General features: G+C 34.2%; 17 protein-coding genes and 2 tRNA genes. 9 read left to right on the top strand and 10 right to left on the bottom strand.

Annotated features, from left to right (window positions below):
* Positions 1–19 precede the first annotated feature (19 nt).
* From smpB to AAC601_RS11135, 4 genes are all read left to right on the top strand, one after another.
* The gene (gene smpB / locus AAC601_RS11120; protein ID WP_303269907.1) at positions 20–484 is read left to right on the top strand and encodes an SsrA-binding protein; all 465 of its coding nucleotides are present in this window, start codon (positions 20–22) and stop codon (positions 482–484) included.
* 3 nt (positions 485–487) lie between these two features.
* Positions 488–1279 (top strand): C40 family peptidase, encoded by a 792-nt coding sequence (locus AAC601_RS11125; protein ID WP_340153305.1) that lies wholly within the window; start codon positions 488–490, stop codon positions 1277–1279.
* Positions 1280–1511: 232 nt separating this feature from the next.
* Positions 1512–2045, top strand: a complete 534-nt coding sequence (locus AAC601_RS11130; protein ID WP_340153306.1) for a hypothetical protein — start codon at positions 1512–1514, stop codon at positions 2043–2045.
* Between the two features lie 402 nt (positions 2046–2447).
* Positions 2448–2969 (top strand): HNH endonuclease, encoded by a 522-nt coding sequence (locus AAC601_RS11135; protein ID WP_303269904.1) that lies wholly within the window; start codon positions 2448–2450, stop codon positions 2967–2969.
* A gap of 59 nt (positions 2970–3028) precedes the next feature.
* On the opposite strand, the gene AAC601_RS11140 is transcribed toward AAC601_RS11135, so the two are convergent.
* The gene (locus AAC601_RS11140; RefSeq protein WP_340153307.1) at positions 3029–5191 is read right to left on the bottom strand and encodes a glutamine synthetase III; all 2163 of its coding nucleotides are present in this window, start codon (positions 5189–5191) and stop codon (positions 3029–3031) included.
* 336 nt (positions 5192–5527) lie between these two features.
* On the opposite strand from AAC601_RS11140, the gene mtaB reads away from it, so the two are divergent.
* Positions 5528–6850, top strand: a complete 1323-nt coding sequence (mtaB, locus tag AAC601_RS11145) for a tRNA (N(6)-L-threonylcarbamoyladenosine(37)-C(2))-methylthiotransferase MtaB (protein WP_340153308.1) — start codon at positions 5528–5530, stop codon at positions 6848–6850.
* A gap of 162 nt (positions 6851–7012) precedes the next feature.
* Here mtaB and AAC601_RS11150 read toward each other — a convergent pair.
* Together AAC601_RS11150 and AAC601_RS11155 are read right to left on the bottom strand one after the other, a co-directional pair.
* Positions 7013–7084: transfer RNA gene (locus AAC601_RS11150), tRNA-Glu, on the bottom strand.
* Positions 7085–7178: 94 nt separating this feature from the next.
* Positions 7179–7250: transfer RNA gene (locus tag AAC601_RS11155), tRNA-Glu, on the bottom strand.
* A gap of 172 nt (positions 7251–7422) precedes the next feature.
* Between AAC601_RS11155 and gap the strand changes: the two genes are divergently transcribed.
* Entirely contained in the window at positions 7423–8418 is a 996-nt protein-coding gene (gene gap / locus AAC601_RS11160; RefSeq protein WP_303269901.1) for a type I glyceraldehyde-3-phosphate dehydrogenase, read from the top strand.
* A 78-nt stretch (positions 8419–8496) separates the two neighbouring features.
* On the opposite strand, the gene AAC601_RS11165 is transcribed toward gap, so the two are convergent.
* Complete coding sequence (locus AAC601_RS11165; RefSeq protein ID WP_303269900.1) at positions 8497–8691, bottom strand: hypothetical protein; 195 nt, start codon at positions 8689–8691, stop codon at positions 8497–8499.
* Between the two features lie 25 nt (positions 8692–8716).
* The gene (gene smc, locus AAC601_RS11170; protein ID WP_303269899.1) at positions 8717–12262 is read right to left on the bottom strand and encodes a chromosome segregation protein SMC; all 3546 of its coding nucleotides are present in this window, start codon (positions 12260–12262) and stop codon (positions 8717–8719) included.
* 252 nt (positions 12263–12514) lie between these two features.
* Between smc and AAC601_RS11175 the strand changes: the two genes are divergently transcribed.
* The 3 genes from AAC601_RS11175 (at position 12515) to AAC601_RS11185 (ending at position 16888) form a co-directional block, all read left to right on the top strand.
* Entirely contained in the window at positions 12515–14686 is a 2172-nt protein-coding gene (locus tag AAC601_RS11175) for a carotenoid oxygenase family protein (protein WP_303269898.1), read from the top strand.
* Between the two features lie 60 nt (positions 14687–14746).
* Positions 14747–16273 carry a SpoIIE family protein phosphatase gene (locus AAC601_RS11180; protein ID WP_303269897.1) on the top strand — a complete coding sequence of 509 codons (1527 nt, stop codon included), beginning with the start codon at positions 14747–14749 and terminating at the stop codon, positions 16271–16273.
* A gap of 66 nt (positions 16274–16339) precedes the next feature.
* A complete protein-coding gene (locus tag AAC601_RS11185) occupies positions 16340–16888 on the top strand; it encodes a hypothetical protein (protein WP_303269896.1) in 549 nt (182 codons plus the stop codon).
* Here the strand turns inward: AAC601_RS11185 and AAC601_RS11190 are convergent.
* The 5 genes from AAC601_RS11190 to AAC601_RS11210 all read right to left on the bottom strand — a co-directional run bounded on the left by AAC601_RS11190 (position 16872) and on the right by AAC601_RS11210 (position 23848).
* Positions 16872–17345, bottom strand: coding sequence for a hypothetical protein (locus AAC601_RS11190; RefSeq protein WP_303269895.1), 474 nt, complete (start codon positions 17343–17345; stop codon positions 16872–16874). The genes AAC601_RS11185 and AAC601_RS11190 overlap by 17 nt on opposite strands.
* Before the next feature lie 97 nt (positions 17346–17442).
* Positions 17443–18708: a M56 family metallopeptidase gene (locus AAC601_RS11195; RefSeq protein ID WP_340153309.1), complete on the bottom strand. Its 1266-nt coding sequence runs from the start codon at positions 18706–18708 to the stop codon at positions 17443–17445.
* 6 nt (positions 18709–18714) lie between these two features.
* Positions 18715–19071 (bottom strand): BlaI/MecI/CopY family transcriptional regulator, encoded by a 357-nt coding sequence (locus AAC601_RS11200; protein WP_303269893.1) that lies wholly within the window; start codon positions 19069–19071, stop codon positions 18715–18717.
* Positions 19072–19207: 136 nt separating this feature from the next.
* Entirely contained in the window at positions 19208–21043 is a 1836-nt protein-coding gene (locus tag AAC601_RS11205; protein WP_303269892.1) for a sodium:proton antiporter, read from the bottom strand.
* 165 nt (positions 21044–21208) lie between these two features.
* Positions 21209–23848 carry a HAMP domain-containing sensor histidine kinase gene (locus AAC601_RS11210; protein WP_303269891.1) on the bottom strand — a complete coding sequence of 880 codons (2640 nt, stop codon included), beginning with the start codon at positions 23846–23848 and terminating at the stop codon, positions 21209–21211.
* Positions 23849–23972: the final 124 nt, after the last annotated feature.

Genomic DNA, 23972 nt, shown 5'->3' on the forward strand with positions numbered 1-23972 from the left:
TTTGTTAGAATTGTGAAATATGAGTGATAAAAAAGAGTTTAGTACTTCGGTTACCGTCAAGAATAAGAAAGCTCGATTTGAGTATGAATGGTTGGATACCTACCTGACAGGCATCGTTTTACAAGGAACTGAAATAAAAGCTATTCGCTTGCATAAAGTAAGTTTGCAGGAAGCATATTGCTATATTCACAGAGGAGAGGTTTTTGTAAAAGGAATGCATATTGGTCATTATGAGTTAGGAACTCACTATAACCATGAGGAAAAGCGAGAACGGAAATTGCTTTTGAAGAAGCAAGAGATTGGAAAAATAAGGAAAAGGATGGAAGAAAAGGGCTTAACGCTTATTCCGACCAAACTTTTTATTAATAATAGAGGATTAGCTAAATTAGAAATAGCCTTGGCAAAAGGTAAAAAAATACACGACAAAAGAGATAGTATCAAGGATAAAGATATGAAGCGTGAACTATCAAAAATGAAATTTTAATCCATGATATCAATAGGGGATAAAGGTATTAGTAGGTTAAGCATTGTTCCGGTACGGGCGGAAGCTTCTGATTCATCGGAATTGATTGACCAATTATTGTTTGGAGATCATTATACAGTCTTAGATGTAAAAAAAGAGTCTAAGTGGATTAAAATAGAGGTCTATTTTGACGGTTATCAAGGTTGGATCGATGCGAAGCAGTTTCACTACATTACCGATGAATATTTTGAACAAATCAATAATTCTGATTATAAGATCTGCACTGATTTAACCGCATCGATTTTATATCATAAAAATTTATTGCCTGTCACAATGGGCGCGATTATCCCTATTTCCACTAATGAGATTTTTAAAGTGGAGGAACATCTTGGTTTTAACGGAGAGTCCAAATCTTTAAGTGCGAGGAGAGACTTTGAATTTCTTAATGGCATTGCAAAAAGATATTTAAATGCACCCTATTTATGGGGAGGGAAGTCACCTTTCGGTATCGATTGTTCTGGTTTTACGCAAATGGTTTTTAAAATATGTGGATATAGTTTGAAACGTGATTCATCTCAACAAGTGGAGCAAGGAAAAACTGTGGAAAAATTGGAAGATGCGCTGCCTGGAGATTTAGCTTTTTTTAGAAATGAGCATAAAAAGGTAACACACGTGGGCATTTTACTTGAAAATCAAGAGATTATCCATGCTTCGGGCAAAGTGAAAATTGATTTTTTAGATGAAAATGGAATTTTCAATGCAGAACAAAAAGGCTATACTCATTATTTAACGGATATACGTAGGGTAATAGCTTAAGCCTTTGGGCTGAAAATACCATCTGGAAAACCAAGAAGGACATAATAATATGTTATTTATCTCAGAAAAAATATACTTCATAGAATAAATATTGTCATTAGGGTCCAGAATTTAAAGGTTCAACGAATAAGGTTTTTTTTTTGCTATAACCGAATGAATTAATGCTAACTTTGTATAAGATAGAAAAGAAGTAGATAAATCTATCCTTAAAATATTCACTAAAACAATTATTATGAAAACCAAGTTATTTGCATTCCTTTCGATTTTGTCATCAGTGTTTTTGTTGACTGCTTGTCCTTTAGATGATGATCAAATCGATGAATTATTAAAAATCGAAGGCCCAATTGAACAATCAAAATCCTATTCTTTTATATTAGAAGAGGGTGATGAATTAATTTATGTAAAAGAAGAAAGTTTTAGTACTACCTATAAAGGTATTGACATCTCGGAAGTAGAACTTAATGCGTTAAATATTACCTATGATAAAATAGAGAATCCAGAGGAATGGCCTTTGAAGGTTACATTTGGCTTAAAAGATTCAGGGATGGATCCTTTTACATTTACCAATACAGTTATTAAGGAAGACGAAGGAAGAACCATAGGTTTACTAGATATTTCTGATGCGCTAGCTCCGATATACGAACAATACTTGTTAGATAATCCAGAGGCTATCATTCAATGGACTATTGAATCGTTTGGCGCGCCTGTGAGATATGACCTAACTTTAGATATAACAATGACCGTTACGGGAACTCCTACCAACTAAGAGTATTATATTTAAACAATTTTAAACCGGCAAGCTTGCCGGTTTTTTTTTGCTTGTTTTTTTTATTCCTGAAAAATGGTTGGTTGAATCATTGTATAATAATTTTTATGACCAATCTACAAAATAGCAGTCTATCTTATGTATGAATTATTTAGCACCTGCCGATCATTTGGAAATGAGGATGGCTTTAAATGAGTATTCTTAGTTGAAAAGGATAGGTTTTAATTGAAAATCAGATGCTTATATATTTTTCATCACAAGTAAAAATTGATTTTCTCCATGAAATTGGTATCTTCAACGCTGAACAAAAAGGATGTACATATTATTCTATAAAAAGAAATATGGTTTTAGCATGAAAAACTGATTAAATGCTTTTCATGCTTTATTCAAACTTTGAAAAGCATGAAGATTGGTTCCAAGCGCGCATTAGTTTTAAATCAGGATTATAGTCCTATAACAGTTTGTAGTATTCCTAAGGCTTTTTTATTGTTGTTTTTGCAAAAAGCTGAACTGATTGAAAAGGACGAAAAACACCAACTTCGTTCAGTCGATCGCTCTTTTCCTTTTCCGTCCGTAATTCGCTTAACCAATTACGTAAATATGCCCTATAAAGGCGTTATGTTAACCCGTCAAAATGTTTTTAAAAGAGATGGCCATGAATGCCAATATTGCGGTACATCTAAAGATCTTACTTTAGATCATTTGATTCCACGCTCGAAAGGAGGTAAATCTAAATGGACTAATTTGGTGACTGCTTGTAAGCGATGTAATGCCAGAAAGGGAAATAATACCCCAGAAGAAAGCGAATTGAAATTGAAAAGGCCGCCCTTCAAACCTAATTACGTGATGTTTATTCGAGATTTTTCTGGACAAATAGATGAGAAGTGGATGCCTTTTTTGAAAACTAAACAAATGAGTGCATAAAAAAACCGCTCTGTTTTTACAGAACGGCTTTCTAGTGAATAGTTGTTTAGGTTAATATACTATCTCAAAAATAACAATTCTCTATATTTTGGTAACGGCCATAGCTCATCGTCTACATATAGCTCTAATTTGTCGGCAGCATACCTGATTTTATCAAAATAGGCTTCTTTTACATCGTCACAATACTTGGTAGCTCTTTGAGTAGTATCTTCGATTTGATTAAGCTCCTTTCTTTTTTCGATCATTTCATGTACTAAGCTTCTCAAATCTTTAGTATATCCTGAAATCAATTCAATATTTTTCAAGATTTCAGAATTATCTAATTTTAAAGCGCTTAGGTTCTTAGCATTTTGTGCCAATGTGTTTTGATACTTTACAGCAGTAGGGATGATCTGATTCAACGCAATATCTCCCATTAACCTAGACTCAATTTGGATTTTCATGATGTAATTCTCCAAATAGATTTCATTTCTAGCTTCTAGCTCCTCTGGAGTCATTACATTATGCCTAGCAAAAAGTTTTTTGGCTTTATCAGTAACAAAAGATTCCAATGCTCTTGGTGTGTTTTTTACATTAGGAAGACCTCTTTTCTCTGCTTCTTTTTCCCAATCGTCCGAGTAGCCATCTCCTTCGAATCTTACTTTTTTCGATTCCTTGATATACTTTCTCAGGATATTGACAATGGCTATTTTCTTGTCGGTTCCTTTACCCATTTCAGCTTTAACTGCAGCATGGAATTCGTTCAATTGCTCTGCCATAATCAAATTCAAAATGGACATTGGCTGTGCCACATTTTGATCTGAACCTACTGCTCTGAATTCAAATTTGTTTCCTGTGAAAGCAAAGGGCGAGGTTCTATTTCTATCCGTATTATCCAAAATAATTTGAGGGATTTTGTCTATGCCCAATTTCATGTACATATTATCCCCTTTATCAATTTTGATATTACCTTTTTCCTCTAATTCATCTAATACTGCGGTGAGCTGCGAGCCAATAAAAACGGACATCACTGCCGGTGGTGCTTCATTTGCACCCAATCTGTGATCATTACTTGCAGAGGCAATGGAGGCTCTTAAAAGTTCTCCATTTTCAGCTACTGCTTTGATTGTATTGACTAAGAAAACTAAGAATAGTAAATTTTCTCTTGCACTATTGCTTGGTTGGAAAAGGTTAACTCCGGTATTGGTAATTAACGACCAGTTATTGTGTTTTCCACTTCCGTTTAATCCTGCGAATGGTTTCTCATGGAAAAGTACTTCCAAATCATGTCTGGCAGCTACTCTTCTCATTACATCCATCATCAAACTATTGTGGTCAGTCGCTACATTGATGTCTTCAAATAAAGGAGCAGCCTCAAATTGGCTTGGGGCTACTTCATTGTGGCGTGTTGAAATTGGAATACCTAGTTTTAAGCATTCAATTTCAAATTCTTTCATATAATTATAGATTCTACTTGGAATAGAACCAAAGTAGTGATCGTCTAACTGCTGACCTCTTGCAGGATTATGTCCAAAAAGAGTCCTTCCAGACATTAATAAATCAGGTCTTGCATTGAATAGCGCTTTATCTACTACAAAATATTCCTGCTCACAACCTAAGGATGCGTTTACTCTATTTACGTTTCTGTCAAATAATTGTACCACTTTAGTTGCGGCCTGATCAACAGCTTCTACAGCTTTAAGTAAGGGCGCTTTATGATCTAATGCCTCACCTGTATAGGCTACAAATATAGTTGGGATACAAAGTGTTCTTCCGAAAATAAACATTGGAGAAGATGGATCCCATGCTGTATAGCCTCGAGCTTCAAATGTAGTTCTTAAACCTCCATTGGGAAAAGAAGAAGCATCTGGTTCTTGTTGAACCAACATAGAGCCTGCGAATACTTCAAGTCCTTTTTGTGCATTAAAGAAAGAATCATGTTTTTCGGCTGTTGATCCAGTTAAAGGCTGAAACCAGTGTGTGTAATGGGTTACGCCTTTTTCTATTGCCCAAGATTTTACTGCAGATGCAATTTGATCTGCTGTTTCCATATCAATTTTTTTGCCTTTATCGATGGCGCTGCTAACTTTTTTAAACACATTTGGAGCTAGCGAAGCTTTCATTTCGTCCAATGTAAATACATCCTTTGCAAAGTAGTCTGAAATCTTGTTAGAGGGTGCCTCGATTCTATCTGTTGTTCTTTTTGAAACAATATCAAGGGCATTAAATCTTAAATGAGCCATTTTTATGAATATTGGTTTAAATTCGAACCAAATTTAGGTAAATATTTGTGAAATAAATGAATTGAGGTTTAAAATTTATTTAAAAAGCAGTAATGTTTGTATAAAACACTGTTTTTGACCCTAAAATGTAAACCAAATACTAGTTTTTAGTTTGTTTCCACTCTTTTTTTAGGTGAAATAGCGAAAATGTCTGTAAATATGTGAGTTAGGGAGCTGAAAGCTTATGAAATTGAATTAGTAATGTTTCCTAGATTCTTGCATCTGCTATTTATCAAAAAAATTTAGATTCAGGAATTTTAGCCTTAACTTTGCAGCTCATTTTGCAAAATACTCGGTATGAACAAAAAGGTAGCATTTTATACGCTCGGTTGTAAACTGAATTTTTCAGAGACTTCCTCTATTTCGAGGATGTTTGAAAACAGAGGCTATGAAAAAGTGGATTTTCAGGCAAATCCTGATATATTCATTATCAATACGTGCTCTGTGACAGAAAATGCTGATAAAAAATGTAAGAAGGTTGTAAAAGAAGCTAAGAAAATCAATCCAGATGCTTTTGTGACGATTATCGGGTGTTACGCTCAGCTAAAACCTAAAGAAATCTCTGAAATCAAAGGAGTAGATGCTGTTTTAGGTGCTGCAGAGAAGTTTCAATTAATTGATAAATTGGACGGCTTTACTAAGAAGGACAAGCCGCAGGTTTTGGCCTCAGATATTAAAGAAGCTAAAGGCTTTAATAATGCATTTTCAATAAACGATAGAACTAGAACATTCCTAAAAGTCCAAGACGGCTGTAATTACCATTGTGCATTTTGCACTATTCCTTTAGCTAGAGGTAAAAGTAGAAGTGATACCATTGAAAATATAGTAAAAAGCGCTAAACAGATCGCTAGCGAAGATGTCAAAGAAATTGTATTAACTGGAGTAAACACAGGGGACTTTGGTATTCAGGATGGTAAAAGAAAAGAACGCTTTGTTGATTTGGTGAAAGAATTGGACGAGGTTGAGGGCATTGAGAGATTTAGGATTTCTAGTATAGAGCCCAATTTATTAACTAATGAGATTATAGATTTTGTTAGCCAATCCAAAAGGTTTGTGCCTCATTTCCATGTGCCACTTCAAAGTGGAAGCAACAAGATCTTGAGAAAAATGAGAAGGCGTTACTTACGCGAACTTTATGAAGATCGAGTGGCAAAAATAAAGCAATTGATGCCAAACTGTTGTATAGGAGTGGATGTGATTGTCGGTTTCCCAGGGGAAACTGACGAAGACTTTTTAGATAGCTATCACTTCCTGAAAGATTTACCAGTTTCTTATTTGCACGTGTTTACCTATTCAGAAAGACCCAATACGGATGCTGATGAAATGGGCGATGTGGTTCCGATGAAAGTAAGAAATGAACGATCCAAAATGTTGAGGAGCTTATCAGAAAAGAAGAAACGAGTTTTCTACGAAGAGAATGTAGGTAGAGAAGAAGTGGTGTTATTTGAAAATGATATTCACAATGGTTTGATGGAGGGCTTTACTGATAATTATGTTAGAGTTGTTGCCAAATATGATCCGATTTTGATTAATGAACTGAAGAAAGTTAGCTTGACTGGATTAAATTCTGACGGATTGATGAAAGTAGAGGATGTTGAGACAGAGGTTATAGCCCATTAATTTTGAAAACTAAAGTGATCAATAATTAAAAAGTGCAGTCTAAAAAATGCTCTAAATAGATTTCGAAGCGTCATTCGTTCTGAAAAAAAGGAAAAGTAAATTTGTCCTGCTTTATAAAATCTTTTTTGCAAAAAAAAAGGCTACCATTTCTGGTAACCTTTGTAGCCCGTAGGGGAATCGAACCCCTGTTTCCAGGATGAAAACCTGATATCCTAACCCCTAGATGAACGGGCCGTCCTTCACTTTTTTACTAGAAAAAAGTAGATCAAAAAAAGGTAATTCAATTAAAACCAATGACTTAATAACGACTTTATTAAGTGCTTTGTAGTAGCCCGTAGGGGAATCGAACCCCTGTTTCCAGGATGAAAACCTGATATCCTAACCCCTAGATGAACGGGCCATTTGCAAATGGAGATGCAAATATAGAAGGCTGTTTTTTAATAACAAACCTCTGCCCTGAAAAAATGTAAAAATATTTTCATGATTAAACCTTTAGGCTTCTAATTTGATTATCCTGACAAGTAAGTTTATATTTGCTTCTTCATTTAACTTAACTAAATAAATATATCAACATGTCAAACGTAAAAGTTGGAATTAACGGATTCGGGCGAATTGGAAGATTGACTTTCAGAGCCTTGCTGCAAAAAAATAATGTTGAGGTTGTAGGTATCAATGATCTAACTGATACTAAAACTTTGGCTCACTTACTAAAATATGATTCAGTTCATGGTAAATTTCCTGGAGAGGTTTCTCATACAGACAATTCAATAATTGTAAATGGGAAAAGCATTGCTGTGTCTGCAGAAAGAGATCCCGCAAATCTTCCTTGGGGAAAAATGGGAGTAGAAATTGTATTAGAATCTACTGGTCTTTTTGTTGATGAAGAAAATGCCGGTAAACATATTAAAGCAGGAGCTAAAAAGGTAGTGATTTCTGCACCAGCTAAAGGTAATGTTCCTACCGTTGTTTTAGGTGTTAATGATGATACCATGACAGGTGATGAAACTATCCTTTCAAATGCTTCTTGTACAACCAATTGTTTAGCGCCAATGGCTAAAGTATTGGATGACACTTTCGGAATCGAAAAAGGTTATATCACTACTGTTCATGCCTATACTGCTGATCAGAATTTACAAGATGGTCCACACAAGGACTTAAGAAGAGCGAGAGCTGCAGCGTACTCAATTGTACCTACTTCTACAGGTGCTGCCAAAGCAGTAGGATTAGTCCTTCCTCATTTACAAGGAAAATTGGATGGTATTGCCATGAGGGTTCCAATTCCTGATGGTTCATTAACTGATTTTACTTTAGAGTTGAAAAAAGAAGCAACAAAAGAAGAAGTTAATGCAGCTATGAAAAAAGCTTCTGAAGGAAGTATGAAAGGTGTATTGGAGTATACTGAAGACCCAATTGTTTCAATTGATATTGTAGGTAATACTCATTCATGTATTTTTGATTCTGCTTTGACTTCTGTTTCAGGGAAATTGGCGAAAGTTGTTGGTTGGTATGACAATGAAGCTGGTTATTCAAACAGAGCTGCGGATCTGATTGAGAGAATTTCTAAATAGAATAATTAGGTCTAGTTTCTAGATTTATTATTTTTCATTTTGGGCTGTCTTTTGTATTTCTACAAGAGGCAGCCTTTTTTAATCATTTTTATTTTTAATCCACTTCTTCCGCATAATTAAACCAAATATGATAGAAAATAGAATAGCTTTAAAGAAGGATTCTTGGATTTGAGAACTGAAGCTATTTTCTTCAATCAAATACATCACGGTAGCATCCAAAATCCAAAATACTAAAGCCGTGATTCCAATCCTAAGGAGAAAAGTTTTATTCATATTTTTTCAATATCCTAGTTCTTAATTATTCCAATGTATCTTCTAATTCCCTGAGGTCCACAGGAACAACTCTTGAAATTCCTAATTCAACCATAGTAACGCCATAGATTACATCGGTACTTGACATGGTTCTCTTATTGTGGGTGACAATAATAAATTGAGATTCTTTGGAGAATTCTCTAATTATATTGTTGAATTTATCAATGTTGGCATCGTCAAGAGGAGCATCAACCTCATCAAAAATACAGAATGGAGCTGGTTTAAGTAGATAAATAGCAAAGAGAAGGGAAGTGGCGGTTAATGTTTTTTCGCCTCCTGATAATTGATTGATGGTCAATGGACGTTTTCCTTTTGGCTTGGCCATAATTTCAATTTTGGATTCCAACGGATTATCAGGATCAGATAATTGTAAATCGCACTCATCTTCATGCGTAAATAATGTACGGAATACCTTTTGGAAATTCTCTTTTATTTTTTCGTATGCTTCAATAAAATTGGTTCGTGCAACTTCATCAATTTCAGTAATTGTATTAAGTAAGGATTCTTTGGCATTTCGCAAGTCTTCTCTTTGCGTCAGGATAAAGTCATTTCTTTCCTTTATTTCTTCATATGCTTCCATGGCCATAGGGTTAATTGGCCCTATTCGATCCATTCTTTCCTTCAATTTATTTACGTCTGTTCGCAAGTCGTCTGCGCTTTCATTGGTCTCGACTTCCGGCTCTTCACTATTCATGATTTTATCTAAATCAATATCAAACTCCACTGAAAGTCTTTCTTTTACACTATTAAGTTCTAGCTTGGTTTCGTTCAAATTATTTTGAATCTGCATCAAGAGCTCATCTACCTGGTCTTTATTTCTTTGGATATTTCTGCTCTCTTTTTCAATCTCATCGATCTGACCACGAGCTGAATAATAGTTTTTTTCCACTTCATTAACTCCTAGCTCAATCTGCTCTTTTTCCTCATACATTCCCAATAGCTCATCATCACTTGACTCAGCAGTATCTATCAAGCCTTTAATTGCTTCTTCATTGTCTTTTAATTCCTGCTGGTTTTTTTCTAATCGCTCTTTGCTACTATCAAACGCAGTTTTTTTGTATCCGATTTCCTGTTCAAGGCTGTTGACTCTGTTTTGCTGTTGGTGAAATTCTATATTTTCCTGATTGAAAGATGATGATTTCTGACTTAGAATATCATCCTGTACACTGAGGTCTTCACTAATAATTGAAAGCCTCTGTTCTATTTCTTGTAATTTCTCAGATTTCTCTTTTGCGTCAGGTTTTATAGTCTCAATTTCTTCCGTCAAAGTCTCTCTTTGTTGTTCTAATCCTTCTCGCTTGTTAGCTGCCGAGTTAAGCATTTGAGCAAATTGCTCTTGTTTAGTTCGCACAGAAACATATTCAGAGTTCACCTCATTGATTTCTGTTTGTAAAATCTCTATATTTTCTTTGTAACTATGATCTTTAAGATTGTCTAGATCGTTTTGCCTGCTTTCCAAGCTCTCTTTGATCTGGCTGATTTTTTTATTCAAGTCTTTAATTTCGACTTGAAGTTTTTCCAAGTTTTTGGCGCGACCTATTCTTTTCCCTTCAAAAAGACCTACTGACCCTCCAGACATACTAAATTTTCTTTTAGTTACTTTACCACTTTGAGTGATGAAAATACTGTCCTTATCCTCTGGGATGGAATTGTAATCACCTTTTACTACATATACATTGTCAAGAATAAAGCCTATTAATTTTTTGTATTTGGCATCATATTCTACAATTTCTGTGGCTGCGACTGCTTGGTCAAATAACTTTGAATCACTTGGCTTGAATTTTTCAAAATTATCTAAAATAAAAAAGTGAGCTTTACCTTTGCTTGCGTCACTTAATAAATTTACTGCTTCAAAAGCTTGAGCCTCAGTTTCTACAATGTAGTAATTCATGTAGGGCTCCAAAAAATTTTCTATTGTAATGCGGTAATCTTCAGAGCAGGTCAAAACATCTGATAGGAGAGGCGCATTTTTACCCCATTTTGAACTCTTTTTTAAGAATTTTATTGCCTCTGGGAATCCTTCCAGGTTATCTACTAATGACTTTGTTAGGTTGTATTCGTTTTCACGTGCATCAAGCTTACGTGAAGACTGTGTCAACTCTTCCCTGATTAATTCTATTGTGTTTTTATGGTCTTCTATTTGTTTATTAAGGTGATCCTCCTTGTTTTTAAGATTCGAAAGGTATTCATTTTTCTCTTTTAAAAGTTTAGATAATTCTTCCAGTTTGGTATCAAACTCCTCCAAACTGGCAGACTGTTCAGTAGTGTCTGTGCTGCTTTTCTCTAATTCTTGTTTGATTGAAGAAAGCTGAATTTCCTTAATTTCAAGTGATTTGTTTAACTGATAAACCTCATTCTGTAAGCCTTTTTGCTGTTGGTTTAAGATGTTAACCTCTTCGCGAATAGCGGCAGTTTTATTTTTTTGCTCTTCGTATTCAGCTTTTAAAACCTCTACTCTTTGCTCAGTTTCAAAGAATATTTTTTCTGCAGAGGTTTTTTCTTGTTCTAAACTTTTGATGCTAAAGCCTGCGCGTTCATTACTTTGTTTATCCTGTTCAATTTGATTTTTTAGGCTATCACTTTTATCCTGCAAAAAGCGTAATCTTTCATTTTTAATTTTCTTTTCACTTTCGTATTGCCGAATTTTATTGACGTGTTCGTTAAGTGCTTTTTGGCGACTAGCAAGCAATTTCTCTTTTTGAAGCAACTCCGATTTTCCTTTTTCCAAGGCAGCCTCTTGTTCTGCTAATTGCCGATTTAAGCTTAGTTTTTTATCATTTTCAGCCTCAACTTGCTTTGTTAAGTTAAGAAAAACTTCCCTTTTATCAGCCACGGTCTTTTTAGCTAGCAGAATGCTTTTTTCTTTATATTCTCCTTTATATTGATAATATTTTTCAGCTTGTTTGGCTTGTTTTTCTAAAGATTTGAGATTCTTTTCTATTTCAAATAGTAAATCTTCAACTCTTTCTAAATCAGCATCAGTATCGCTTAATTTCTTTAAAGTTTCTTTCTTCCTGATTTTGAATTTACTAATGCCTGCTGCTTCTTCAAACAAGCCTCGTCTAGAATTATCTTTATCAGTTAAGATGTCATCGACCATTTTCAATTCAATGATGGCATAGCTGTTAGAGCTAATGCCAGTATCCATAAATAGGTTGGTAATATCTTTTAGTCGGCAACTAACACCATTCAGTAAATATTCACTTTCACCCGTCCGATAGTATCTCCTCGTGATTGTAACATTCGAATATTCAGTTGGTAGTAGATTTTTAGTATTGTTGAAAGTAAGAGATACTTCTGCTAGATTACTTTGTTTACGCTTTTTTGTTCCATTGAAAATAACATTTTCCATCTTGTCAGAGCGAAGCATTCGAGATTTCTGTTCTCCTAAAACCCACCTTATGGCATCCACCACATTGGATTTTCCACATCCATTTGGACCGACAATTCCGGTTATACCTTTGTCAAAATTAATGACCATTCGGTCACCAAAGCTTTTAAATCCTTTTATTTCAAGTTTGGTTAGCTGCATATTTCTTACTGAAAAAAATCAACGCTTAGAAAAAGCGGATAACAAATTTATAATTTATTTGGAGAAGTGGGTAATCTAATTGAATGTTCTCTTTAAAAATCGAGGAACTACTGACAACCATATGTATTTGAGCTTGCTTATTCTGTTCAAGCAAAAGATTTATATGTAAATAATATTGTAATTACTCAATTTTTAGTTGAATTTTTATTATTTATGTGTCCGTAAAAGTATCAATTAAACTATACCAAAACTATGAGTCATCCCAATCTGCTGACCTCAACTCGTGAACCACTTGATGTAGAACTTAAAGTAAAAGAAGGAAAAATCCCAGAGGATTTAACTGGGTTCGTGTTTATAAATTCCGGTGCAGGAACCGTCAATAGTGGTGGACTTCCATACGAAAGGAAACTTCCCAATGGTGAATTCAATCAGGAATTTGGTTCACCTGTGATTAATGGAGACGGTTATATGTATCGCTTTGATTTCACCGATCCTGGTAAAGTGAAGCTTAGAACCCGTTTATTGAAGACACCTTGTTTTTATGCGGATATTGCCTCAAGCCCGGTGTTGAATCCAAGTAATCCATTTGCAGATATTGCCTTTAAAAACAGAGGCTTGGCAAGGATGTCAATGAAATTAGGTACCAGAAATCAGTTGAATACTGCTATTACTCCATTCAAAAAGCCAGGAGATCATCAATCACGATTATTAGCAACTTTTGATGCGGGTAGACCTTTTGAGTTTGATCCAAAGAGTTTGGAACTGATTACTCCCATTGGAGAGAATAAGTTTTGGCGGGCGGGAACTCCTCCATTCTTGAATAATCCTTTTCCGATGGTGTTAACTTCGGCACATCCCGTTTATGATCCTGAAACCAAGGAAGTATTCAGTGTGAATTTTACTAAAACCACCAAAAACCTTTTAAGTGCTACTGAAATTTTCCATTTGATATTTAGTAGCGAAGAAGAGATTGAAAAGAGGTTAGAAGAAAAAATCAGTAGGTGGGAACAAATTGAAGATAAAGAGCAGGTGGTAAAAGAGGTGAACGATTTCTTTTATGAAGAAGCATCTGAAGAAGAGCCTAAATCAATTTGGGATAAGCTCAAAGGCTGGTATTGGAAATTGATTGGAAGACATTTTTCTAATGAGGATGCTGTTTATTTGGTGCAGTGGACAGGCTCTAAGAATCCTAAGTCTTATAAGATTGTGAATGAAAATGGGTCAAATATCCAGATTCAACATAATATGCACCAACTCGGATTTACCCGGGATTATGTGCTTTTAGCCGATACTAATTTCAAATTCACATTGGATGTGATGTTGAATAATCCATTTCCTAATAATGAGAAAATTGATTCATTTTTAAGGGAATTGCTGGATGGTGCTCAAAATGATTATTCTACTCTTTATATTGTTCATAGAAAAGATTTAGTTCCAAATGCTAAAGAAGTTAGGGCACACAAGGTTGTATTGCCATTAGAGACTGTTCACTTTTCTGCTAATTATGATAATCCGGAAGGTGTCGTGACATTACATGCGGCACACAATTGCAGTGCTTGCCCAGCTGAATGGGTGCGTTATTATGACGAATGTAAAGTGAGTGGTTCGCCTATTGATCCCCAAAAGATAGGAATGCTTGCAGTTGGAGAGATGGATATTGGTAAAATCGGGAAGATCGTTATAGATGTAAAAAATAGAGACAATCTAGAAGATAAAACGGTATTCTTACACCTAGAAGGAAATCCGGGCGAGAAAGATCCAGGTCCACATACCTGGGGAGTGGGCTTGTATACTTATCGAGATATGCTATCACCTGATCAAAATGTTGGAGAGATAAAACATATTTTTTGGCAAGCGTATGGACTAAATGATCAATTACTCACTGATTTTATGTACAGATTGTACAAAGATCCACACAGAAATAGGGTATACAGTGCTGAGCAAATGCTTGAATTTACAAAAAAAGGTGCTCCATTCATTTTAGAGACTGTTGAAACTGATTCGATGAAAGTTATCGACCACTACAGTTTTCCGAAGGCTACTTATATGTGGTCTCTACAATTTGTACCTTCAAAATCTCCAAAAAGTGATATTCCAGAATCTTTGAATGGTTATATTTTATGTACTGTAATAGGTGAAAACGATAATATAAATCAGATAAGTTCTTACTTTTCTGAGATATGGGTGTTTGATGCGTCTGATTTACATAAAGGCCCCATAGCAAAGCTCGATCACGATGAATTGCAGTTTGCATTTACGATACATTCCGTTTGGGTTAAGGAAGCTTCAGGGGTAAGTATTCCTGATTACAAAATTGATATAAAACAAGATTATGAGGAGCAAATTAAACATATAAGACGTAGATGGTTACGTAAAAAAGTACAATCTTTGATGAAGGATCATGTTTATCCTCATTTTCGATAAATGATTTTTATTTTTACCATAAGTATGTTAATCTCGCATAACTTTTTTTATTCAAAATAGATGAAATTCAATATTGCAGAAAGTTTTGGTATCAATTTAAATGAAGCCTGGAAGGAAGAATACAAGAGGGTGGGTCACCTTTATGCAAGATGGGGTGCGCTCTTAGTTATTTTCTTGTTTCCTCTTAGTACAATACCGGAGCTTGCAATAGAGAAGCCTAATATCAATTTATGGTATATATTCAGATACGGTCCATCAGTTGTAGTGGGAGTTGTGTTTTTACTTCATCAAAAATTTAAGTTTAGTCACGAGCTTTTATTTGAAATCATTGCATTCTGTTTGTTTACTTCTGCGGCTTATATGGTAGATTGTGCAGATTGGATGACTTATATGATATCTATGGTTACCGTATTTATTACGAGTGCGGTTTTGGTTATATTAAGGCCTTTCTATTTCATTCTTAATTTTTTTGCAGTTTTTCTGATTCAAATTATAGTTCATACTTTCTTCTGTGACGCAGGAATACTAGATTATTTCATGATGAAAGGGGTCAATATTTTGATAGTTGTAGGGATTGCAGCTTTTTCGATGGCCGCATTTAGATATTACATCATGAAAAATAATTTCATGCACAGGGTCGCTCTGCAGGAAGCACATTTTGAATTACAAGAAAGAAATCAGAGTTTAATTAAAGCTCAAAAAGATTTACGATTTAAGAGTGACCAAATTTCAGAGCAAAATGAAGAGTTAAAGATGCAGAAGGAGGAAATTCTCTCGCAGAGGGACGCGATGCAATCTCAGAAAGAGTTTATTGAAAAGCAGAATAGAGATATAATTGGTAGTATCCGTTATGCACAAAGAATTCAATCTGCAATGCTTCCTACCGATGATTATATCAAACAACTATTGCCAAATTCATTTGTAATGTTTATTCCGAGAGATATTGTATCCGGAGATTTCTATTGGATGGCTGAAGTTGATGGGAAAAAAGTGATTGCTGCTATCGATTGTACAGGACACGGAGTGCCAGGTGCTTTTATGTCGTTAGTAGGGGATACCAATATGAATCAAATTGTGCTGCAAGAAGGAACTATTGATCCTGCGGAAATTCTCAATAGGCTTCATGATGGGGTCAATAGCTACCTAAAGCAGTCCCAGACTGAAAATCAAGACGGCATGGATGCGTCTATCGTAATAATAGATGAACAAAATAAAATAATGACTTTTGCAGGGGCCAAAAATCCTTTGATTATTGTTAAGGAAAATAGAGAAGTTGAGGTGATCAAAGGAGATAAGATGTCTATTGGAGGTAAAAGAAAGATTGAAAATGGAGGAGGATTCACTACCCATTCGATCGAGTACAACCCCAATCATACCTTTTATATATTTTCAGATGGTTATCAGGATCAATTTGGAGGTCCTAAGGATAAGAAATTTATGGTGAGAAACTTCCGTAAACTCCTCCAAGAGACTGCTGAGAAAGATATGAATGACCAAATTCATATCCTGAAGAAACGATTTGAGGATTGGAAGCGCGGTTATAGTCAAACGGATGATGTGCTCTTGATCGGCTTTAGGCTTCAATAGCTTTTAATTTTCTTTTTCCTGCTAAAAGGTTGTCTATATTCTGCAAAGTTTTCGTAATTTTATTATATGGAAGATTACAAAATTCTCATCTATATTGTTCTGTCAATTCTATACTTCTTATTTAAAGGAAGAGGGAAAAAGAAAAAACCCGTTACTCGAAAAAGAACAGATGCTCAGGAGGCAGATCAAAGTTCAAATGAAAAGAGAAGGCCAAAATCTTTTGAAGAGCTGCTTGCAGAATTAAGTGGTGAAAGTCAAGAGCCAGAGGAAAGGTCCAAGAGATCTAAAGATGATGAAATTCTAACCGACAGTGAAAATATTAAACCTCTTTCTGATCAAGTTGAGGAAAGGCCGATGCACCAGGAGATAAGCCAAGAGGACTTTGAAAATGCCGATGAAACACTCAAAGAATTATACAAAAAAGGGGAGAAGCTAAAAAGTATTGATGAGTTGGTAGATATAGAGGAAGTTTCAACCCAAAGTGACAGATTCAGAGGATTTGAAGTGGAGAAGGGTGAAAATCTTTTTGCCAAGGAAATTCGTGAGGGCTTGTCTGATCCTGAAAGTGCTAAAAAGGCAATCGTTTATGCTGAAATACTCAATAGGAAGTACTAATTTCCACAGTATTTAGTTTGTATTTTGAAACTTGCCACTGGTCATTTTTAGTTTTTTCAAGTTGAGATTCTAACAGTATTTTTTGACCTTTTTCATAGTATAGTCTTGCATTTTGGTAGGATAGGACAACCTTGGCGTTTGAACCATCTACTACAAATTCATCTATCTTGATGAAAAATTTATGTTTTAACTCAGACAATTCTTTTTCTGAAACAATCCTAACCGATTTATTACGAATGTTAAGCTCCAAAGTCTGATTTTCTAGCTCAGGAAATTTCATCATTAATACCTCTTGCTTTGCATTTGTACTTACAAAACGAGGTGAATAGGCAAGGTATTCCTGGAATTCCTCAATATTAAAAACAGATTGTAAAACTTCTTCCTGTTTACTTTGTCCAATATTATCAGTTGTAACACCAACAGATAATACAAAAAATAGGATAGCTAAATAATTCATGTGCTTTTATCAATTATTTAATAAATATAATTAAAACTTGTGAAAAATTACCCTTGATATCTATCCTTTTTATAGGGGAGGTACCTTCTAATGAATTTTAGTTTAATACAAATCTAATTGGGATTACTCGTCTACTTCGTACAGTTTTGCCTTTCTGTTTGCCAGGTACCCAATTGCCTTGGTTTTTAAGTAATTTAACAGCAAGTTCATCACAGCCTGCACCAATACCTTTGACCGGTTGTATATTACTGAGGCTACCATCTCTTTCAATAACAAACTGTAAATACACAACTCCTTCAATCCCCATTCTGATGGCTTGTTGGGGATACTTTCCTTCCAAATCTTTTGATAAATGATTATAGAAATCTTGAATGCCACCAGGTGGTTCAGCTTGCTTCTCTACAATATTAAAGATGGTGTTTTCATCAATCAAATCGTTTGATGAGATATTAGAAGTCGTAGTATTTTCATTTTTAGGTTTAAGAATAATTTCCTCCTCTGGGTTTAAATCACATGAAAAAATAAAGCTGAATAAAATCAAGAGAAAAGCAACAAGGAATGGTTTTTTTGTAGATTTTTTATTGCTTGTTAACATGTTAAGTCTGTTTAAGATGGTTGGTTTAGCAAAATAGCTGACAAATTGAAACTGGTTTTGCTTGAGTGTCTGCTGAATTAGGAGCTCTGCATAACTAGTTTTTTCAACACCCATGCAAGCATATTCATCAGCTAAAAATTCGTGGTTTTCGACAATATGCTTTTTTATTTTCTGATTTAAAGGATTGAATATCAGTAGCGAAGACATAACTTCAACCCATATTATGTCAAAAAAATGTAATGTTTTCCTATGTACCTCTTCATGCTTTATGATAACATCTTTGTTATCATCAGTTTGTAATTTTTTAGGTAGAAGCGTTTTGTTTAAGAAAGTAAATGGCGGGATTTCATCAGATACCCAATATATTTGCTGTTTATAATCAAAATATGCAGTTCGTTGTATCAGCTTAAATTTGTGATAGCTTTTGATAAATTTAATAATGAATATGAAAATAGATATAAACACTAAAATTCCGTAAAGTAATGGTAGTCCTGTTTCTAATGTGAATAAATTACTTTCCAACATTGACGAATTACCTCCCGAAGCTGTTGCTGCTGATTCATTTGACAAAAAAGCTTGATTGATAAAAGTCACATTTTTGAAGATTTTAATTTCTAGCAAAGGGATGATTAAACTCACCCCATAAATTGCTAGGAGGTAAAATCGGTTAAAGGAAAAGCTTTTCTCATCTTTTAATATAAAATGATAGATTCCACCTAAAACCGTAAATAATACATGGGCTTTTAAAATGTAAATTAAGGTATCCATTTTTAGTTACTTGTTTTTCAAATGATTCATAACTTCATCTAGTTCTTCCGCGCTAAGATCTTCTTCTTTAGCGAAAAATGAAGCCATGTTAGCAAATGATCCATCAAAGTAACCGTGGATAAGTTTTTTAATGCTGAATTTTCTGTATTCATCCTTTTTTATAAGAGGATAATACAAATAGCTTTTTCCAGTTTTTTCATGTCCAACTACTCCTTTTCTTTCTAAGATTCGAATAATTGTACTTACGGTGTTGTAAGCGGGTTTTGGCGCAGGTAAAGTTTCTAAAACTTCTTTAACATAAGCTTTTTTTAATTCCCATAGCTTTTGCATGATTTGTTCCTCTGCTCTGGTTAGTGTTTGCATAATTTTCCCTATTATTTAGTTTAAAAACATCAATATAAAACTAACCGGTTAGTTTTCAAAAGAAATCCTAAACATTTAAGAAAAAAGATGCTGTATTTTTTATGATCGGTAAGGATTGGCCCTATTTAGCTATAAATCAGTCGTTTTCATTGCTTACCATATTATAATTCTTATTCTTCAAGAAGATTAATCGATCATCTTTCCCTACCTCTTCTGGATACCCAGAGATGATCTGTAGTTTCTTTTCAGAGGTGATAATAAACAACGGAATAATGGTTTTTCCTTTTTCTTCTAGAAATTCTTCATATTCAGATTCTCCATAGAACTTTACCTCTGAGATTTCACTGTTTTGTCTTAGTAAGTGATTTAAACTTAAGTAATCCAATCTTGATTTGAATAGAACATTCTTTGGTAAAGGCAGATTTTCATTTTCAGCTTCTTCCTTACTTACAATTCGGTATGTATTTTCCATTCCTAATTCATTGTCGAACCAGCTCAAGGCTAGAGAGTTAATGCCTGAGTTACTAGTAACTGCCATCATTTTTCCAATTTGAGAAAGATCAACCTCTTCAAAAATTTCTTCAGAAAGAATATTCCCTTCGTAGACGGGAAGGTTTAGCTTTCTGGCTTCATTGACATTATGCTTTGCTGTGTCTGCTAATAATACGTAAAAACCTTCCTTTTTTAGAAATAAAGCCAGTTTTTTAGCAATTTCGTTAGCACCTACAAATAATACTCCCTGCGGTTCTTTTCTCAAAACTCCGAGCCATTTACCAACGTATTTGGCACTGGTTCCCTGAATTATAACAGTTCCCACTATTACTAAAAATACAAGTGGTAACAACAGTTCTGCTTCAGATTTTATCGCAGCGCTAGTAGTTTCAGAGCTGAGTAAATCCAAAGAAAATAATGAAGCTACAGCTGCCGCAACGATTCCTCGCGGGCCAATCCATGAAATAAAGATTTTTTCTTGCCAACGAAGGGTAGATCCTATAGAACTTAACCAAACTCCCAACGGTCTGAGCACGAAAATAACTACAGCAAATAGAACAAGGCTTCTTGTTCCTAATTGTTCTATTTGATCAATGTTGATTCTACTAGAAAGTAAAATAAAAAGCAGAGTGACTAATATTAGACTGATATCTTCTTTGAAAGACAAGATTTTCTTAAAGTCATCAAGCTTTAAATTGGCAAGAACAATTCCCATAATGGTAGTTGCTAGAAGCCCTGCTTCTTTTTGTAGCATATCAGAAAGTGAAAAAACCAAAATTACAGTCCCTAAGGTTATTACATTCCTTAAATAATCAGGTATTTTATTTTTACTGATGATATACCAGATTAAAACGGCTCCAAAACCACCAATAAAGAAACCTACTGAAATCGTAGTAACGAAATCCTTTAAAGCTTCAACAGTGTAGTATTCACCGTTGGACGAGCTTTTGATGAATTCATAAACCAGGACTGCAATTAATGCGCCTAAAGGATCGATCAGAATACCTTCCCATTTAAGTATAGTATTGATTTTTGCATTTGGTCTCACGTTTCTCAAAATGGGTAAAACCACTGTAGGACCCGACACAATTATCAAACCACCGAAAAGCAAAGCCATCGATAGACTTAAGTCTAGTATTGCCACAGCTGCTATTGTACCCCCTATAAATGTGATAATTACCCCCACAATCAAAAGGTTTCTTACTGTACTTGCAACAGTTCGTACTTCTTTCAAATTTAGAGTTAATCCCCCTTCAAATAGAATCACGCCTACCGATAGGGATACAAATGAGAATAGCAAATCACCTGAAAAAATGCTGTCACCATCAATTAGCTTAGTGCCTTCAGGAGTGAAAAAAGTAGAAATTGGGCCTACTAATAATCCTATAATAATCAGCGGGAGAATTGCCGGTTGCTTTATTTTCCATGCTAACCATTGTGCGAAAACCCCTAAAACTAATATGCTTGCTAATTCTATCATTTTGTAAGAATTCTGATTAAATCAATTCTAAAAATAGATATTTATTGCGGGATATATAGGCATAATCAGGATTAATTTAGTGTACATTAAATGAATGAAAATGAAAATGAAAAAAGTATAAATTGAAAGTTCAGATTATTAATATCTAGACTATAGAAGATTAATTTAAAGGGATGTATATACTTTGTTGTAATTATTTGAAGTGCTTTGCATTATTCCTGTCAAGGGAAATATCAATATGAAAGTACTCCCTGTCCTTGTGTCACTTTCTAGTTGGATTTTGCCGTCAAGGATCTCTATTGCTTTTTTGACAATATACAGTCCTAGACCATTGCCTGTGGACGTAGGAGAATTTCTTTTAAACATATCGAAAATATTAGCCTGTTGCTCGTTTGATATTCCTGTTCCATTGTCCTTTACGGAAAGAATAAGTTGATCTTCATAAGATTCCACTTTAATATTAATTACTATATTTTTTGAATGATTAAAAACTAAACTGTTTTCAATTAAATTACTTAAACAGATTTCAAGAATTACAGGATAAAAAGTGATTTCGGATATAGAAGAATTAAGTTCTATTTCATAATTATAATCGACTCCATCGTAGGATTTGTTCTTAATCACTTCATTAACGATTCGATTAATTTCATTTTCTATTTCCATTGTTTGGGGTGATTTCAAATTTTCAAAATCACCTAAGAAACTAACTGCCTGGAGCTTTTTAACCATACTATCCAATTTTTTCACAGTAATATTTACTTTATTGAATAGGATCGTAGCTTCGGTAGGTAAATCGTATCTTTTTGAAATCCCAACCAAGCCCATCAGAGTTGTAAGAGGTCCTCTAAAATCGTGCGAAGCTCTATAGAAAAAGTGATCTAATTCGGAAAGAGCATTTTCTAAGGCATTGGTTCTGTCTTTGACCTTCTTTTCGAGAAATTCATTTAGTTCGTTCACATGATCATTGGCTTCTTTTAATTCTTCAGATTGAGCCATAATTTCCTCCTGCTTTTCCTGAATCTCATAATTTAATTCTCTCAGCTGTTGATTAGTTTTAGTTCTTACTTTAAGGTATCTGAAAATGATGTAACTAAGAATCAATAAAACAGCAATTCCGATTACTAAAACGATTAAAGTATTTCGTTGAGATGCTATGGTTTTTTGATTTAGTGCAATCGTTTGCTCGTTATTCTCTTTTTGTAGATTTAGCAAAGCCAGTTCTTTGTCTTTGCTTTTTAGGTTGTAAGTGGTTTCCAATGTGGCCAATTCTAGCGTTTTGTTTTCTTGTGCCAACTCTTTCTGTGTTTTTAACGCTTTTTGTAAATAATCTGCCGAAAGTTTGTAGATTTCCTGTTTGGAATTGAGTTTTGCTTGGGCTTGATATATTTTTAGCAGAAAGTACTTCTCTCCCAATTCATTTGCATGTTTTTCCCCTAAATCAAAATAAAATTTGGCAGAGTCTAGTTTTTGGATTTTCATATAGTATTCCCCTAAAATCCATTCTCCCTCAATTAATCCTGCATAATTATTTAAGTCTACATCTATTTTATAAGTTTCTTTGTATATCTTAAGTGCTTGGTCATCTTTACCAATTTTTTCCAAAACCACAGCTTTATTAAATTTTGCTGCCGATAATTCTTTTATATTTTTTGTGATTTTTTGGAAATAAATAGCTGAATCAAAATGCAGGATAGCTGAGTCGTACTTTTCTAGATCAGTGTATAAAGAACCAAGCGCATTATGACTTCTACCTAAATAACTAAAATTTTGAATAGTTTCTGCTATTTCTAGTGCCTTGAATAAGTAGCTTTCTGCTCTATTCTCTAAATTCAAAGAGTAGAAAATCCATCCTAATTCATAGTAGGCTATTTGAATTTCATTTACATTATTATTTTCTTCGAAGACTTTAAGAGCTTTGAAGATGTAGTTACTTGCTTCATTATAACGTTGCATCCAAGATAGTAAAGTTCCTGTGTACAAATCAATATTAGCTTTTCCAAATCCGTAGTTCAGACTATCATATATAGCTTCAGATTGAATCAAATATTGTGAGCTTTGTTGATACCTACTTACTTCCATTGCATTTAGGGCCAGTTGCATAAAGGTCTCAGCCTTATCCATCTTATTGTTAGTAGAGTCATAATGCTCAATTAACCTTAAAAATATCGAATCTGAGTTCTGAAAGGACGCTATTGTTTGATAATATTTCGCCTTCAAGCTAATATACTTATTGTAAGTATTTATAGTATCTAATTGTGGTATTACGTCTTCAAGAATTTTCAAGGTCAACACTGCCTCTTCAGTTAATCCAATTTTCAAAGCCGCTGATAATTTGATCAATAGTAAATTGAAGTATTCTGAATTGTTGTTATCATTGGCGAGAATTTCATTTTCTATTATGTCAAAAATATGTTTGTAATGTCCTTTTTTCTCGTAAGCAGAACATAAATACGATATAAAACGGTAATTATTAGCCTCTTCCTTGCTTGCAAGATTTATTGCTTTTTGATAATATTTTATAGCACTGTCATATTCTTGATTTGTGTAAAATGAAATCCCATATTGAGCGTAAGAGTCTGCCTTAAGTGTGGAGTCTTCTATGTTTGATATTAGTCGATAGGCATTTTGAGCGGCTTTATGAGCTTTTTGAATATCATTATGCCAATTCTTTTTAGCAATAGAAGTATAGTACCGAGAAGAGTCTTCCAGCATTCCCTGACAATAAACTTTTGACAGCAAAGCGCTAGAAATAACTATGATTAGTAAAAACTTTACCTGTGCAATATTTGAAATCTTTTCCTTCAATAGTTTAATTATTGATACAAATTGTACATTAATAGGCGAATTTTGATCAATATATTAAAATACTTCATTTATTTTTCGATTACTTGTGAATTTTCTACGATAATTAAATATAATTTTACCTTTT

Origin of the sequence: uncultured Marivirga sp., assembly GCF_963974845.1 — a bacterium.
Taxonomy (GTDB): Bacteria; Bacteroidota; Bacteroidia; order Cytophagales; family Cyclobacteriaceae; genus Marivirga; species Marivirga harenae.